This is a genomic window from Rhizobium sp. AG855 (assembly GCF_003610655.1).
In the GTDB taxonomy this organism is placed as follows: domain Bacteria; phylum Pseudomonadota; class Alphaproteobacteria; order Rhizobiales; family Rhizobiaceae; genus Allorhizobium; species Allorhizobium wuzhouense.
The window spans coordinates 1,516,928-1,532,398 of record NZ_RAQG01000003.1; the positions used below are offsets into that span (position 1 = coordinate 1,516,928).

A 15,471-nucleotide genomic window follows, 5' to 3' on the forward strand; every position below is an offset into this window, starting at 1 on the left:
GCATAATGCAGGAGAGAAGCAGCGCGGATGAGCGCTCGAGCGAGGAAACAGACATGGACGAGATTACGGCAGAACCGGGCGCAGGCCGCCGCCAACGCGGCGAAGGACGGGGGGCTGCGGCCCGCAGGGCATCGCGCAGCGGCGGTGGTGCCGGGCCGGCCATGCCTTACATCACCCGCAAGATCAAGGCCTACGAGGTCCTGGACGAGGAGGGCCTTGAGCTCATCGAGCGCAATGCCGACATTGTGCTGGAGGAAATCGGCATCGAATTCCGCGACGATGCGGAGGCCTTGGAGCTCTGGAAGAATGCCGGCGCCGATGTGCGTGGCCAGCGGGTGCACTTCCCCAAGGGCCTCTGCCGCGAACTCCTGAAAACCGCACCCTCGGAATTTACCTGGCATGCCCGCAATCCGGAGCGCAGCGTGCGGATCGGCGGCAATGCGACCGTGTTTGCGCCGGTCTACGGCTCGCCTTTCGTGCGCGACCTCGAAGGCGTCAGGCGCTATGCGACGCTTGAGGATTTCCGCAATTTCGTGAAGCTCGCCTATATGGCGCCGTCGATCCATTCGTCCGGCGGCACTGTCTGTGAACCGGTCGATATTCCGGTCAACAAGCGTCACCTCGATATGGTCTACAGCCATATCAAATATTCCGACAAGCCGTTCATGGGTTCGGTGACGGCACCGGAACGGGCGGAAGATTCGGTTGCGATGGCGAAGCTCGTCTTCGGCGACGAGTTTGTCGAAAACAACTGCGTCATGCTGAACCTGATCAATGCCAACTCGCCGATGGTGTTCGACGAGACCATGCTCGGCGCTTCCAAGGTCTATGCGCGTCACAACCAGGCGTCCGTCATTTCGCCCTTCATCCTGTCGGGTGCGATGAGCCCGGTCACGGTTGCCGGCACACTCACGCAGATCCTGGCGGAAGTGCTGGCGGGTGCCTCGTTTACCCAGCTCATCCGCAAGGGCGCGCCGGTTCTCTTCGGCACATTCGCCGCCTCGATCTCCATGCAGTCGGGTGCGCCGACCTTCGGCACGCCGGAGCCGGCGTTGGTCTCCTATGGGGCGGCACAGCTGGCTCGGCGCATGGGTCTGCCGTTCCGTACCGGTGGGTCGCTCTGTGCCTCCAAGGTTCCGGATGCGCAGGCGGCGCACGAGAGCGCGAATACGCTCAACATGACGCTGCTCGCCGGCGCCAACTTCGTGCTGCATGCGGCCGGATGGCTCGAAGGTGGTCTTGCCGCCTGCTACGAGAAGTTCATGATCGACCAGGATCAGCTCGGCATGATGCAGAAGATGGCGGAAGGCGTCGATCTCTCGGAAAGCGGCCAGGCGATGGACGCGATCCGGGAAGTCGGTCCCGGCGCACATTACCTCGGCTGCGCGCATACGCAGGCCAATTTCCAGACGGCCTTCTATCGTTCGGCGCTTGCCGACAACAACTCCTTCGAGCAGTGGGAAATCGAAGGCCGCAAGCGGATCGAAGATCGCGCCAATGCGCTCTGCCGGTCCTGGCTCGACAGTTACGAGGCACCGGCGCTCGATCCTGCCATTGACGAGGCGCTCTTGGCCTATATCGCAGATCGCAAGAACTCGATGGCGGATGCCTTCACCTGAAAGGGTCCCGTTGCCAGGGAGCAAGGCGGAAGTCATCGGGTGGCCGACATGATCCAAGAAGAGGTCTGGCGCCCCCACTACAAGTTCGAGGGGCCGCGATGAGCGGCCCTTTCGGCATTCCGGAGACACTCGATGCGTTGCTCGCAGCGCAAGGGCTGATGCGCTGGGGCGTGGTGCGGTTCGATGCCGGAGACACGGCACCGGCGTTTGGCGATGGTCGCCGGGCGGCGGCCGTTGTGCTGGTCGGGGTGACGGGGCAGGCCATGTGGCCGGTGTTTTCGGCCTGGCGGGCGGCGACGGTCGACGGGGGTGGAGAAAATCCGCTCGATCGGTGGTCCGAGACGGTTCTTGATCCGATTGCATCCGAGCTTGGCGCGCTTGCGCTTTATCCGTCGCGAGCGCCTTACCAACCGTTCCAGTCCTGGGCGATGCGGGCGGAGGGGTTGAAGGCTTCGCCGCTTGGGCTTTTGATCCATCCTGTTTATGGATTGTGGCACAGTTTTCGCGGGGCTCTGGCGTTTGTCGAATGGGACGACTGGAGTCGTGATGGAGCAGATGCCCTGCCAGTTTTCACACATCCCTGCGACGACTGTGCGGAAAAACCCTGTCTTTCGGCCTGTCCCGTGGGTGCCGTCAGCCTTGATCGGTTTGATGTCACCGGCTGCCGAGGCCATCTCGCCAGTGGTGAGGGGCAAGCGGGCTGCATGCGTGGTGGATGCCTGGCGCGGGATGCCTGTCCGGTCGGTGGCGCTTACCGTTATCCGGATGCGCAGGTGCGGTTTCATATGCAGGCTTTAAAACTGCCGTCACTCTGACCGCAGGGTCTGCCCTGCAATTGCCGGGAATCGGCATCAAGCAGGGTTTCTGACAAAGGATGACCGGTGCGCTTTCACTTGCGAATGCTTTCCCCGCTTGCGGGCCTGTTGCTGGGTGGCCTTGTGGGCTTTGCGCCTGCGGACGCGGCTGAGGGGACCTGCGCGGATATTCAGGATGAGGCTGGGCTTTATACCGCCTGCCGGTTCGATCCCAAAGAGGTCGATATCCGACTGCATCTGGCCGATCCCGATGGACAGATCTTTGGCGGCTTCGATCCGCTCAGACGGCAGCTCTGGGCGGAGCGGCGGGTTCTTTTGTTTGCCATGAATGCGGGGATGTATCACGACGACCGGTCGCCGGTCGGGCTGTTCGTGGATTACGGGCGGGTGACGAAGCCACTCATCACCGGGGGCGGCTGGGGCAATTTTCACCTGCTGCCCAACGGCGTTTTCCTGATGAAGGACGGACGTGCGGAGGTGATGGAGACGCTCGCCTATCAGAAAAGCGGGATGGCGCCGGATTTCGCCACACAGTCCGGGCCGATGCTCGTCATCAATGGACAACTGCATCCGCGTTTTCTGCCCGACAGCGACAGCCTGAAGATCCGCAACGGGGTGGGCGTCGATGCGCAGGGCCGGGTGCATATGGTGATTTCGAAGGTGCCGGTGCGCTTCTACGACTTCGCCACCTTGTTTCGCGATCGGCTGGGGTGCCGCAATGCGCTTTATCTCGACGGCTCGATTTCCAGCGTCTTCATCGCGGATCAGAACCGCGATGACCGGCTGTTTCCGATGGGGCCGATCCTCTCGGTCAGCATGCCGATCCCGCAGTAAGGATCAGACGGCGGCCTTGGGATAGGCGCGCTCCAGGCCGCCGGAGCGGGTGAGGCCGGTGCGGAAGGCCGCGTAAGCCGGATGCTGGCTGGATTTGGCGGTTTCGGTGAGGCGGATCTGCAGGCGGGCAGGGGCGTTGAGGCCGATCCACTCACCAGCCTTTTCGAGCTTCAGCGTATTGAGGAAGCGGGCTTCGGCGGCGCGTTCGAGATAGAGGTAGAGGCCTTCGAGCAGGACCGCATCCTGAGACGGGTTTTCGAGCAAAAGCTTCACATAGTCCTGGTCGGTCGCCTGCAGGCTTGCAAGCTTCTCGGCGACAGTTTCGCGGTCGATGGCGGACATGGAGGCACTCCTCGGTTTGGCGCAGGCTGGACATGGATGTCTGACGGACGCGACGCCTGCCGCATCCATTAGGCGTGTCTACAGCATGACAAGGTTGCCCGAGGCTGTTTTGGGGCGAATGACGTTGGAGGAACGGGCTTCGGGCCAGTCTCTCCGATCGGCATCAACCGCGGCGGCGGTTGCGGCGGCCGCTGTCCTGGGCACTCGATTCGGTCGCGGTCTTGTTGCGCAATGGGCCGATGCGATCGACGATGGTTTCGATCGTCGGGCGCGGGCCGGGGGTGTAATCGTCGAGGGCGGCGCGCATGGCGGCGAGGTGGCCGCAGGAGGTGCCGCAGCAGCCGCCGATGATTTTGGCACCAGCATCGCGGGCGAGGCGGGCATAATCGGCCATCAGCGGCGGGGTGCCGGAATAGAAGATCTCGGTACCGCGGAATTCCGGGATGCCGCAATTGCCCTTGACGATGACGGTGGCGTTGGGGTCCGCTTCAGTCATGTCGAGAAGGCTTGCGAGAATATCGGAGGCGCCGACGCCGCAATTGGCGCCGACGGCAAGCGGGCCTGCGCCGATATCGGGCGCGACGCCGTGGATGTTCTTCGGGTCGAGGCCCATCATGGTCTTGCCGGCCGTGTCGAAGGATCCGGTGAAGGTGTAGGGCAGGCCGACCTTGACGGCGGCTTCGGCAGCGGCCCGGATCTCGTCCGGCGAGGACATGGTTTCGATCCAGGCGACATCGACGCCGCCGGCTTTCAGGCCTTCCATCTGCTCGACGAAGGCAGCGACCGCCTCGTCATAACTCATGGCGCCGAGCGGGATCAGCAGCTCGCCGGTCGGGCCGACGGAGCCGGCGACAATGACCTTGCGTGGAGCCTTGTCGGCGACGCCACGGGCGATTTCGGCGGCCTTCTTGTTGAGTTCATGCACCCGGTCCTGGGCATTGTGCAACTTCAGCCGATGGCGGGTGCCGCCGAATGAATTGGTGAGGATGATGTCGGCGCCGGCATCGACGAAATCCTGATGCAGCTTGACGATCTTGTGCGGTTCGGCCTCGTTCCACAGTTCCGGCGCTTCGCCAGCCTCGAGCCCTTGGGAAAACAGGTTCGTGCCGGTCGCACCATCGGCGAGCAGGACGCCCTTTTCGGCCAGGAGTTCGGAAAGCGGATTGGACGCGGTTGCCATGGTGGATCCTCTGATGGTTTCCTCAATCATATAAAGAAGTCTTTATGTGATTTCAATTGCGGTTTTGCAGCCGGCGGCAGAAAGCGAAACGGCCTCGCCGATGGCGAGGCCGTTGTCGTCGTGATCGGGCCGCGACTATTCGGCGGCGATCTGGTTGTCTTCGTGGCTCTTCGGCGTGACCATGGCGCCGATGATCTGCTGGAGATCGACATGGCCGACGGGCTTGCCGGCTTCGTCGACGACATTGGCGCTGGTCTGGCGGGCTTCCGTCATCACACGGGCTGCAGTTTCCAGGACCATCTCGCTTGGCAATTGCAGGCCTTCGCCTGCAGCTGTCGAGGGCGACATGATGGTGCCGAGCATGATGACGCGGCCACGGTTCACTTCCTTGACGAAGGCCGAGATATAGTCGTCGGCCGGCTGCAGCACGATGTCCTGACCGGAGCCCTGCTGGATGACCTGACCATCGCGCAGGATGGCGATCTTGTCGCCGAGGCGGAGTGCCTCGTCGAGATCGTGGGTGATGAAGACGACCGTTTTCTTCAATTCCTGCTGCAGGTCGAGAAGCACAGTCTGCATGTCGACCCGGATCAGCGGATCAAGCGCCGAATAGGCTTCGTCCATCAGGAGGATATCGGCATCGTTGGACAGAGCGCGGGCCAGCCCGACGCGCTGCTGCATGCCACCCGACAGCTGGTTGGGATAATGCCCCTCGAAGCCGGCAAGTCCGACACGGTCGATCCAGCGGCGGCCGATCTCCTCGCTTTTCGCGCGTGGCATGCCCTGGATATCGAGGCCGTAGACGGTGTTTTCGAGCACCGTGCGATGGGGCAGCAGTGCGAATTTCTGGAAGACCATCGCCGTCTTGTGGCGGCGGAATTCGCGCAGTTCCAGCTGGTTCATCCGACAGACGTCGACGCCGTCATAGAGGACTTCGCCTGACGTCGGTTCGATCAGCCGGTTGATGTGGCGGATCAGAGTCGACTTTCCCGAGCCTGACAGCCCCATGACGACGGTGATGCCACCGGCGGGCATGGAGATGTTGATATCCTTGAGGCCCAGCACATGGCCGTGCTTCTCGTTCAGCTCCGACTTCGAGATGCCGGCCTTGACCGCGTCGATATAGGCGCCGCCGTTCGGGCCGAAGATCTTGTAAAGGTTCTTGATTTCGATGCCGTGACTAGCCATGGACTACCTCCGTGTGGCGCTGAAGGCGCTTGCCATATGCCTGGCTGGTGCGGTCGAAGATGATGGCAATCGCGACAAGCGCGAAGCCGTTGAGGAAGCCGATGGTCAGGAACTGGTTGGAGATCGCCTGCAGCACGTTCTTGCCGAGGCCGCCGACCCCGATCATCGAGGCGACGACGACCATGGCGAGCGACATCATGATGGTCTGGTTGATGCCGGCCATGACGGTGGGCAATGCCAGCGGGATCTGCACGTTCATCAGCTTCTGGCCCGGTGACGAACCGAAGGCGTCGGCGGCTTCGAGAACCTCGCGGTCGACGAGGCGGATGCCGAGATTGGTGAGGCGGATCATCGGCGGCACGGCATAGATGACGACGGCGATGACGCCCGGGACCTTGCCGATGCCGAAGATCATCACGACCGGGATCAGGTAGACGAAGCTCGGCAGCGTCTGCATCACGTCGAGGATCGGATTGACCACGGATTGCGCACGGTCGGAGCGGGCCATCAGGATGCCGATCGGGATGCCGATGACGATGGCAAGAAGGGTGGAGACGGTGACGATCGCGAGCGTGATCATCGTGTCTTCCCACAGCCCGACAAGGCCGATGAACAGCATGCCGATGACCGTGACGGCGACGATGCGCATGTTGCGGCTGGCGAGATAGACCACCAGCACCATGACGGCGAGGATGATGAACCAGGGTGTATTGACGAAGAGTGATTCCAGCCCGTTGAGGAAGTGCTGAAGCGGCGTTGTCAGCGCATCGATGACGTTGCCATAGGCGCGCACAAAGCTTTTGAAGCTGTCATCGACGGTCTTGCGCACGCCGCGCATCAAGGTCTGGTCGATGGATGGGAACTTGCAGAGCAGTTCCGGCAGGTAGTTGCATAACGTCGAAGCCATTTTGGTCCCCTTATCGACCCTTGCTCGTTCAAGACACCCGGGGGTGCGGCGAGGGCGTTTGCGGCGTTGCGTCTGTCGCCTCGGTCCGCATCACGGACGACAGGCTAGCCGAGTTCCGCCTGGGAATTCATGCCGTCTGCGACGTCGGGAGCTTTCGAATGGCGCAATGCGGCACGCCGCTTCGTGAAACGTGCGGCGGGTGAGACACCCGCCGCATTCTGTCGATAGACCCTGAGGTCAGAGGGCAGCCTTGACCTTTTCGGCAACGTCCGGAGCGACCCAGGCGCTCCACATGTCCGGATAGGTTTCGAGGAAGTGCTTGGCGCCGTCTTCGTTGGTGCCCTGGTTTTCTTCCATCCAGGCGAGAACCTTGCCGACGGTCGCGTTGTCCCACTTGCGGGTCTTCACATAGTCCATGGCAACGCCGGCCTTTTCGGCAAAGCCCTTGGTGACGACGGTGTAGACATCCGAGACCGGATAGGCGTTCACTTTCGGATCCGGGCAATCCGGAACGGCGGTGCAGGCATCCCAGGACGCCTTGTCATGGTCGACGCCGAAGGAGAGCTTGACCATTTCGTACTTGCCGAGGATGGCGGTCGGAGCCCAGTAGTAGCCGAGCCAGCCCTTCTTGTTTTCGAAGGCATTGGCGATCGAGCCGTCAAGGCCGGCCGCCGAGCCGGTGTCGACCAGTTCGAAGCCCTTGTCCTTGGCGCCGAGCGCGCGGTACAGGTTGGCGGTCGAGACCTGGCAGTTCCAGCCCGACGGGCAGTTGGTCACGGCGCCCTTGGACGGATCTTCCGGGGCCGGGAACAGTTCCGGATGCTTCAGGGCATCTTCGACCGTCTTGATGTCAGGGTGTTCATCGGCGATGAACTTCGGAATCCACCAGCCTTCGACGCCACCATCGGACAGCAGCGGAGCGGCCTGGATGAGGCGGCCTTCGGCAATCGCCTGGTCGAGTGCGGTGCGCACGGCATTGACCCAGAATTCCGGCGCGATGTCCGGCTGGCCCTTTTCGTTCATCGAGGCGAAGGTCGGCATGGTGTCACCGGTGACGACGGTCACGGTGCAGCCATAGCCGCTTTCCAGGATGATCTTGTCGACATAGGCGGCAACGCCGGCCGAGGCCCAGTTCATTTCGGCAATCGAGACATCACCGCATTCGGCAGCCTGGGCGGACCCGGCAACTGCGTAAAGGCCAGCGGCGAAAAGCGTGGAAGCGAGGAGCTTCTTCATGGAGTTAAGACCTCCCAGTCTTATCTAGCAGCGTTCATCGGAACGGGCGGCGACGGCTACTGCTGACCGCTCCGCCAATGGTTTTCCAGTGCGGAATGCCCCGGTCCGATCGCGTCTGGCCGGCCGCTGCACCCCCGGCGATCGGATCTTGTCGTAGGAGCGTCTGCACCCGGCCGACCACGTATCGCGCCCACAGCCTACGTCTTTGATTTCAGAAATCAACCACCCGCCACGGGGCGCCAGTGCGTATGCGAACATGGCAAACCATTGCAGCGACTTAATTTGCCGCATTTTAGCATGTTGCAAGGGATGGAACGCACAAGGGGGAGGCAGGTGGGAACGGCGGAGCGGAGTTGCCAGCCAGCCGCGCTCCCAGATGAGACGTCCATTGTCCCAACTGCGGCAATCGCGATGATGGTGCCGCGAGGCGGCACACGGAAAAAAATTCAAAAAAAGTTGGAGACAGGTGCGGCGATAACCATCCGGTAACGCCTGTAACGGTAGATGGAGGTGCCGGCGGCGTATTTCGCTGGCTGCGCCCCGGATCCTGTACTGCGTCCCGGGGCGTTTGTTTTTCCGGACGGTCGCTAAGGCGACCGGGCAGCCCAAGGCTTGCCCGAACCGGATCTCAACCCTTCTTCAGAACCAGCGGCTTGCGCGGATCACGCACTTCCCAGCGGGCGACGGGTGCGCTCGACGGAGCGCGGCCGTTCCAGGCGATGGCGAGGCTATTGCGATTGTGAAGGATGTAGAGCATGGGTGTTTCCTCAAGGGTGCCGCGCTCTCTTCCGGAGCGCCGGTCTTGATGTCGCAGATAATCCTTCCGTCGCGATTGCGCCAGAGCACAAACCGTCATCGTTTGTCGCAAATCGACGATTGAGATAAGGACCTGCGCGACAGGCTGTCGCAGTGTCGCTTCTGCGGCCTCCTTCGTGGCAAAACCACGGCAAAAGCAGCCAAACCAAGGCAAACGGCACGCGGCGCAGACGGGACAGGATGGCATGACGAAAGCGATAATGCTGCAGGGAACGGGTTCGGATGTCGGAAAGACGATATTGGTCGCCGGGCTGTGCCGACTGGCCTCCAACCGCGGGTTGAACGTCGCGCCGTTCAAGCCGCAGAACATGTCGAACAATGCGGCCGTCTCCGACGATGGCGGGGAAATCGGCCGGGCGCAGTGGCTGCAGGCACTGGCCGCGCGCATTCCGACCAGCGTGCACATGAACCCGGTGCTGCTGAAGCCACAGACGGAGACCGGCAGCCAGATCATCGTGCAGGGCAAGGTGTTCGGCCAGGCGAAGGGGCGGGATTACCAGCGCCTGAAGCCGCAGCTCATGGCCGCCGTGCTCGACAGCTTTCGCCAGGTGTCGGAAGGCCGGGATCTGGTGATCGTCGAGGGGGCGGGGTCGCCGGCGGAGATCAATCTCAGAGCCGGCGACATTGCCAATATGGGTTTTGCGACACGGGCTGAGGTGCCCGTCGTTCTCGTCGGCGATATCGACCGGGGCGGGGTGATCGCCTCGCTGGTGGGCACCCATACGATCCTGCCGAAAGAAGACCGGCAGCAGATCACCGGTTATATCATCAACAAGTTTCGCGGCGACGTGACGCTGTTCGACGACGGCCTTTCGGCGATCGAGGGTTTTACCGGCTGGCCCTGTTTCGGGGTGGTGCCGTGGCTGAAAGCCGCGAGCCGGCTGCCGGCGGAGGATTCGGTCGTGCTGGAGCGTTTGGTGCAGGGGAAGGGCGGGGCGCTCAAGATCGCGGTGCCGGTTTTGTCGCGCATTGCCAATTTCGACGATCTCGATCCGCTCAGGCTGGAGCCGGAGGTCGATCTCGTCTTCGTGCGCGGCGGCGAGCGTCTGCCCCTTGACGCCGGGCTCGTCATTCTGCCCGGCTCGAAGTCGACCATCGGCGATCTGGCGGAATTCAGGGACAATGGCTGGGACCGCGATCTTGGCCGCCATGTCAAACGCGGCGGGCGGGTCATCGGGATTTGCGGCGGTTATCAGATGCTCGGGCGCACGGTGTCCGATCCGCTCGGGCTCGAAGGTGCCCCCGTGACCGTCGCGGGGCTTGGCCTGCTCGAGGTCGATACGGTGATGGCGGCGGAAAAGACGGTGCGCAACAGCCGGGCGCATTGCCTCGATTACGACGTCCCGCTTTCCGGCTACGAGATCCATCTCGGCGTGACGGACGGGCCTGACCGGGCACGGGCGCCGGTTGTGATCGACGGGCGCGCGGACGGGGCGGGCTCCCCGGACGGGCGGATCAAGGGCACCTATCTGCACGGCTTGTTTTCCAGCGACGCCTATCGCCGGGGACTGCTTCAGAGCTTCGGAATCTCAGGCGGCGGGGGCGACTATCGTGCAGTGGTCGATTCAGCACTCGATGATGTGGCAGCCGAGCTCGAGACGCATCTCTCCAGCTGCTGGCTTGCGGCCTTGCTCGGCTGATCAAGCGCCTCGCAGATCACGATGCCTGTGCCGCATCCATCGGAGAGGCCATCAGCTCGCCGCCGCCCATGGAATTGTTGGCATATTTGAACGCGAGAATGCTGAGCACCGAAGCGACCAGCAGGACGAAGATTATTTTCATTGTTTTTGCTCCTGCTTTGTTTCGACAACGCAATTGCGGCGAAAGCAGTTCCGGGTCGGCGTGTCAGAGGGCGTTGCGGCCATTGTAATCGCAGGACTGTTGCAGCACTGCAACATTTGGGCTTGGGATCAGCCGAGTGCAATCTCACGGGGCGATGCCATCAGACGGCCGCCGCCGAGCGAATTGTCGACGAGCTTAATCGCCAGAATACTGAACACCGCGGCAATCATCACCAGGACCATCACGCGCATCTTTGACCCCATTCTCTCTTTCGGGTCCCAGTTATAAGCGCGCATCGGTTGGAGCGCCGCTAAGTCGATTGCTCGCATTTTATGGATCGGGCGATTTTGCTTTTGCATCCGAAGGGTTCGGAAGACGCTTGGGGAGGTGCAGTCATCGATTCTGGATCCGGTCAAATGATCCCTTTGGCGCGGAACCAGGCGACCTCGTCCCCAAGGGTCTCTTCGACGGGACGGAAGCGCAAGCCAAGCTCGCGTTCGCTCTTGCCGGGATCGTAGCGCGAGCGTTCGTTTTCTCGAGCGACTGTCCGCGCCATTGCCCAACTCATCAATACCGGACGTCCCGTCAGCCGGGCGTAGACCTCGTATCCGGCCGCAAGCACACGCATGAGCCAGAGCGGAATGGATCGGACCGGCGCACGAGCGCCGGTTTTACGTGCGATCAACGGCAGCAGTTCGCTCATCGTCATGTGGCGACCAGCCGCCAGATAGCGTTCGCCGCGTCGCCCTTTTTCGTTGGCGAGCAGCATGGCTCTCGCAACGTCACGGGCATCGACCACAGAGAACGAACCGGGCGGCACTCCGGGTAGGCGCTGCAGGGCCACATCAATGACGGTTTGGCCTGCGGCGGTCGGGCCGACATCACCCGGGCCGTGCATCCACCCTGGAAGCACCAGCGACGCCCAGAAATCCGGGTGTGAATGGAGAAATGCCAGGACTGCTCGATCCGCCAGGATTTTGCTGCGGTAGTAGTCATCCGCATTGCGCTCGTCGCGCAGCATGGTTTCGTCGATCAGCACGCCTCGTGCTCCATGCAACACGGCGACCGAGCTGGTGTGAACGAAGCGACGCACACCTTCTCGGTAGGCGGCATGGAGCAGATGCTCCGTGCCCGTGACATTGGCGGCATAGAGCGCATCCCAATGCCGACCGCCTTTATAGGAATCGCGGAAATAGGCAGCAGTGTGAAAAACCGTGTCGACGCCTGAAAGAGCTTTTGCAAACCCCTGCACGTCGGCCATATCTCCATGCACGGTTTCCACGTCCAGGTTTTCGAACTGGTGGCGCGCCTTGTCGAGAGAACGGGCCAGAGCGCGGACCCGCCAGCCTGCAGCGATCAGTTCGCGCACCAGATTGTTTCCAAGGAGCCCGGTCGCCCCTGTCACGAAAGCGAGTGGCGCCGGCCTTGTGTTGAAATCATCTGCCATGAAAAACTACTCCACACATGAGGGAGCCAGTTCTATAAGGCTGGAGCATAGTCCATGGTCAAGGGTGAATCACATGCAGATCGGAGAATTCTCCAGGCGCACCGGGCTTAGCCAGGACACCGTCCGTTTCTATGTGCGAAAAGGCCTGCTTGCGCCGGAAACAGGAAACCTTGGTGGACGTAATCCCTACCAGCTCTTTTCCGAGCGGGATGTTTCGACGGCGCTGATGATCAGGTTCGCGCAAGCTCTTGGAATGTCATTGAAAGAAATTGCGGAAATTGCGCAAGAACTCGTGAAAGGCGGACTTTCACCGGAACGGGAGCTGGAGATCATCGACGCCCAGGTGGCCAAGCTTGAGGAGAAGGCGGCCGATCTCACAAGTCTTCTCGACTATCTTCGTGCCAAACGTGGCTGGATGGAGCGCGGCAAACCCGGAGACGAACCGCGTTTTGCGGGTGTCGAATTGTGTTTGACCGACATCACGGTGACGCCGAAATAATGTCTGGATGCCGGCAAAGGCTCGCGTGCCAAGTGCTCTTGAACCGAGATATTTTTGGGCGTGGACAACAGGGGTCTGGCGGAAGAGGTGGGATTCGAACCCACGGTACGGTCTCCCGCACGCCGGTTTTCAAGACCGGTTCCTTAAACCACTCGGACACTCTTCCCCGTGGACGGCGTTATGCGCAAAGGCTTCGGATTTGGCAAGGGCTGTTATTCGGGTCTTCGCAGGCGTCATCGGTCGGATGGCTGCGGCGAGGGCGGCCCTTGCGTTAACCGTGCGCTAACCATGAAAACACTTGGCTTCCTGCCGGACCGCCACATTTCCCATTTTGGCCACTTTTCCACAGCCTTCTGCCTGGCGCAGGCGTACGGGTGGGGACTTTTCCCGGGATGACAGGGGATGTCGTCCGGCCCGTCTGATCAGAAGTGGGACACATGCATTCGAACACAGGCGGCCGGTTGGCCATGGGTGGAAAATGGCTGGGCGTGGCGCTGATGTGTGCCTTTACCGCCTCCTGTTCGACCACCAAGGAGACCGCAGACAAGCCCAAGCGTTCGAAGGAGTATTTCGCCGAATCCGTCTATGGCGTGAAGGCGAGCCCGCGACTGGTCGCTGGCGGTCCGGTGCCCAAGGGCGGCGGGCGCTACATGGTCGGCAAGCCCTATGTCGTGAAGGGCGAGACCTTCGTGCCCAAGGAAAATCCGCGCTACAATGCCGTCGGGATCGCGTCCTGGTATGGCGACGCCTTTCATGGCCGGCTGACGGCCAATGGCGAGCTTTACGACAAGGACTATCTGTCGGCCGCCCATCCGACGCTGCCGCTTCCGAGCTATGCGCGCGTGACCAATCTCACCAATGGCAGTTCGGTCATCGTGCGGATCAACGATCGCGGTCCGTTCCACCAGGGGCGGCTGATCGATCTTTCGAACAAGACGGCGGACATGCTGGATATGGCGCATAGCGGCACCGGCAAGGTTCGGGTGCAATATATCGGGCCCGCGCGCATGGATGGGCACGACATGCCCTATCTGATGGCCTCCTATGTGAAAAAGGGCGAACGCGGACCGGTGGTCGAGCCGCAGGGCGAGATTGCGTCGGGTGTGATGGTCGCTTCCAACGATGCTGCCGTGCCGCAATACCGGCCGCAGCCGGAGCCGGTCTACCAGACGGCGTTGTCAGGCTCGACGCCGAGCGGCGGGACGGCACCGCATACGCTCGATGCACAGCTGCTGATGACCCAGTCGGCCGCATCGCAGGGCATGGCACAGGCGGGATCAGAGATGTTTGCCGCCCTTCCGGAGATTGGTCCGCTCCCCGGACAGCGGCCACATCACGTCCCCGGCTATGATGGCTCCGGCTATGCGGCGGCTTATGCCGAAGTCCAGACGGCGCCGGGCGCGCTTGCCTTCGACGCCATTCTCGTGCGCAATGGCGACCTCACCGAGAGCTCGATTCTCTCTTCGGTTGCCAAAGGCGGGATCACCCTCTCCAAGGGGCTCTGACTGCGGCGGCCGGGGGTGAGCTGACCCGTCGTTCCCTAGCCGAAATGTGATCATGCGTCTTCGCTCCCTCTTTACCGCCCTGTTGGTTGCGCTCTGCGTCGTGGCGGAACTCTGGCTGCCGGCACAGGCCCAGGACGCCCCGAAGCCCGCGGGCATGGAGACCAAGGCGGGGCAGGCCTATCTGATCGAGGCCTCGACCGGCACGGTGCTTCTGGCGAAGAACGAGCGGCAGAGCTTTGCGCCAGCGTCGCTTGCCAAGCTGATGACGCTGGAGATCGTCTTCCGGGCGCTGAACGCGGGCGAGGTCCGGCCCGACACGACCTATCCGGTTTCCGAATTTGCCTGGCGGACGGGCGGGGCGCCCTCGCGGACATCGACAATGTTTGCGGCGCTGAAAAGCCAGGTGCCCGTCGCGGATCTCGTCAAGGGGATCGCGGTGCAGACGGCCAATGACGGCTGCCTGATCGTGGCCGAGGGCATGGCGGGTTCGGAGGCGAAATTCGTTGAGCGGATGAACGCACGCGCCGCCGAACTGGGCCTGAAGGACAGCCATTTCGGCAATGCCACCGGCTTGCCGCATCCCGACAATCGCTCGACGCTGGTTGATCTCGTCAAGCTCGCCCAGCATTTGCAGAGCGCCTATCCGGAACTCTACAAGACATTTTCCCTGCCGGAATTCGAGTGGAACAAGATCCTGCAGCGCAACCGCAATCCGCTGCTCAGCATCGGGGCGGACGGGCTTGGGACGGGATTTGCCGATGGCAGCGGTTTTGCCATCGTCGCCTCCGTCGAGCGCAACGGGCGGCGACTGTTTCTCGGTCTCGGCGGGCTTGCGACCGACAAGGAACGGACGGAAGAGGCGACGCGGCTGATCAACTGGGGCTTTGACGGTTTCGAGATGCGACAGCTGTTCAAACAGGGGGAGGTGATCGGCCAGGCGAGCGTCTATGGCGGGGCGCAGTCGAGCGTGTCGCTTGTGGCGAAAACTCCCGTCGAGGTCTATGTGCCGGTCAACAATCCCGAGCGGCTGCAGGCGCGCATCGTCTATCGCTGGCCGCTTCGCCCGCCGGTTTCGGCCGGCGCCGAGATCGCGCAGCTGAACCTGTTGTCGGGCGACCGTCCGCTGTTGTCGGTGCCGCTGCAAAGTGCCGCATCTGTGGACGTCGGGACGCTGCGCCAAAGGGCGGTCGATGCACTGATCGAACTGCTGTTCTTCTGGCTCTGAGCGCAAAAAGGCGACCCGAAATGGGCTCGACGGTTTCGTTTGACGCAATCTTGCGGTAGAGCCACTGGGAGTGCCC

16 protein-coding genes and 1 tRNA gene are annotated in these 15,471 nt (G+C 62.3%); 7 read left to right on the forward strand and 10 right to left on the reverse strand.

All coding sequences use genetic code 11. The features are described 5' to 3' along the window. The first annotated feature begins 53 nt into the window (after positions 1–53). The 3 genes from DFO46_RS07360 to DFO46_RS07370 all read left to right on the forward strand — a co-directional run bounded on the left by DFO46_RS07360 (position 54) and on the right by DFO46_RS07370 (position 3,268). Positions 54–1,619, forward strand: a complete 1,566-nt coding sequence (locus DFO46_RS07360) for a trimethylamine methyltransferase family protein (RefSeq protein ID WP_110790480.1) — start codon at positions 54–56, stop codon at positions 1,617–1,619. Between the two features lie 98 nt (positions 1,620–1,717). Continuing rightward, entirely contained in the window at positions 1,718–2,434 is a 717-nt protein-coding gene (locus DFO46_RS07365; RefSeq protein WP_120276854.1) for a ferredoxin, read from the forward strand. 66 nt (positions 2,435–2,500) lie between these two features. Then, a complete protein-coding gene (locus tag DFO46_RS07370) occupies positions 2,501–3,268 on the forward strand; it encodes a phosphodiester glycosidase family protein (RefSeq protein ID WP_245422527.1) in 768 nt (255 codons plus the stop codon). 3 nt (positions 3,269–3,271) lie between these two features. On the opposite strand, the gene DFO46_RS07375 is transcribed toward DFO46_RS07370, so the two are convergent. The 6 genes from DFO46_RS07375 to DFO46_RS24240 form a co-directional block, all read right to left on the reverse strand. Next, a complete protein-coding gene (locus DFO46_RS07375) occupies positions 3,272–3,610 on the reverse strand; it encodes a hypothetical protein (protein WP_120276856.1) in 339 nt (112 codons plus the stop codon). A gap of 163 nt (positions 3,611–3,773) precedes the next feature. After that, on the reverse strand, positions 3,774–4,790 hold the full coding sequence (bmt, locus tag DFO46_RS07380) for a betaine--homocysteine S-methyltransferase (RefSeq protein WP_120276857.1): 1,017 nt from the start codon (positions 4,788–4,790) through the stop codon (positions 3,774–3,776). Between the two features lie 135 nt (positions 4,791–4,925). Further along, positions 4,926–5,978, reverse strand: a complete 1,053-nt coding sequence (locus DFO46_RS07385) for a glycine betaine/L-proline ABC transporter ATP-binding protein (protein ID WP_110790475.1) — start codon at positions 5,976–5,978, stop codon at positions 4,926–4,928. Beyond that, complete coding sequence (locus tag DFO46_RS07390; protein ID WP_120276858.1) at positions 5,971–6,885, reverse strand: proline/glycine betaine ABC transporter permease; 915 nt, start codon at positions 6,883–6,885, stop codon at positions 5,971–5,973. Before DFO46_RS07390 ends, DFO46_RS07385 begins: the two co-directional genes overlap by 8 nt. A 237-nt stretch (positions 6,886–7,122) precedes the next feature. Continuing rightward, positions 7,123–8,121, reverse strand: a complete 999-nt coding sequence (locus DFO46_RS07395; protein ID WP_110790473.1) for an ABC transporter substrate-binding protein — start codon at positions 8,119–8,121, stop codon at positions 7,123–7,125. A gap of 628 nt (positions 8,122–8,749) precedes the next feature. After that, positions 8,750–8,878: a hypothetical protein gene (locus DFO46_RS24240; protein ID WP_281039908.1), complete on the reverse strand. Its 129-nt coding sequence runs from the start codon at positions 8,876–8,878 to the stop codon at positions 8,750–8,752. 244 nt (positions 8,879–9,122) lie between these two features. On the opposite strand from DFO46_RS24240, the gene DFO46_RS07400 reads away from it, so the two are divergent. After that, positions 9,123–10,577, forward strand: coding sequence for a cobyric acid synthase (locus DFO46_RS07400; RefSeq protein WP_120276859.1), 1,455 nt, complete (start codon positions 9,123–9,125; stop codon positions 10,575–10,577). A gap of 16 nt (positions 10,578–10,593) precedes the next feature. Here the strand turns inward: DFO46_RS07400 and DFO46_RS24245 are convergent, their stop codons facing one another. The 3 genes from DFO46_RS24245 to DFO46_RS07405 form a co-directional block, all read right to left on the reverse strand. Further along, positions 10,594–10,719: a hypothetical protein gene (locus DFO46_RS24245; RefSeq protein WP_280953037.1), complete on the reverse strand. Its 126-nt coding sequence runs from the start codon at positions 10,717–10,719 to the stop codon at positions 10,594–10,596. A 128-nt stretch (positions 10,720–10,847) separates the two neighbouring features. Continuing rightward, positions 10,848–11,078, reverse strand: coding sequence for a hypothetical protein (locus DFO46_RS23755; protein ID WP_147412747.1), 231 nt, complete (start codon positions 11,076–11,078; stop codon positions 10,848–10,850). Positions 11,079–11,131: 53 nt separating this feature from the next. After that, positions 11,132–12,166, reverse strand: a complete 1,035-nt coding sequence (locus DFO46_RS07405; RefSeq protein ID WP_120276860.1) for an SDR family oxidoreductase — start codon at positions 12,164–12,166, stop codon at positions 11,132–11,134. Between DFO46_RS07405 and DFO46_RS07410 the strand changes: the two genes are divergently transcribed. After that, on the forward strand, positions 12,165–12,665 hold the full coding sequence (locus tag DFO46_RS07410) for a MerR family transcriptional regulator (protein ID WP_245422528.1): 501 nt from the start codon (positions 12,165–12,167) through the stop codon (positions 12,663–12,665). The two genes, DFO46_RS07405 and DFO46_RS07410, sit on opposite strands and share 2 nt — an antisense overlap. A 76-nt stretch (positions 12,666–12,741) precedes the next feature. Here the strand turns inward: DFO46_RS07410 and DFO46_RS07415 are convergent. After that, a tRNA-Ser gene (locus tag DFO46_RS07415) sits at positions 12,742–12,831 on the reverse strand. A gap of 271 nt (positions 12,832–13,102) precedes the next feature. On the opposite strand from DFO46_RS07415, the gene DFO46_RS07420 reads away from it, so the two are divergent. Both DFO46_RS07420 and DFO46_RS07425 read left to right on the forward strand, forming a co-directional pair. Beyond that, positions 13,103–14,170, forward strand: coding sequence for a septal ring lytic transglycosylase RlpA family protein (locus DFO46_RS07420; RefSeq protein WP_120276862.1), 1,068 nt, complete (start codon positions 13,103–13,105; stop codon positions 14,168–14,170). Between the two features lie 52 nt (positions 14,171–14,222). Next, positions 14,223–15,395, forward strand: a complete 1,173-nt coding sequence (locus DFO46_RS07425; protein WP_120276863.1) for a D-alanyl-D-alanine carboxypeptidase family protein — start codon at positions 14,223–14,225, stop codon at positions 15,393–15,395. Positions 15,396–15,471: the final 76 nt, after the last annotated feature.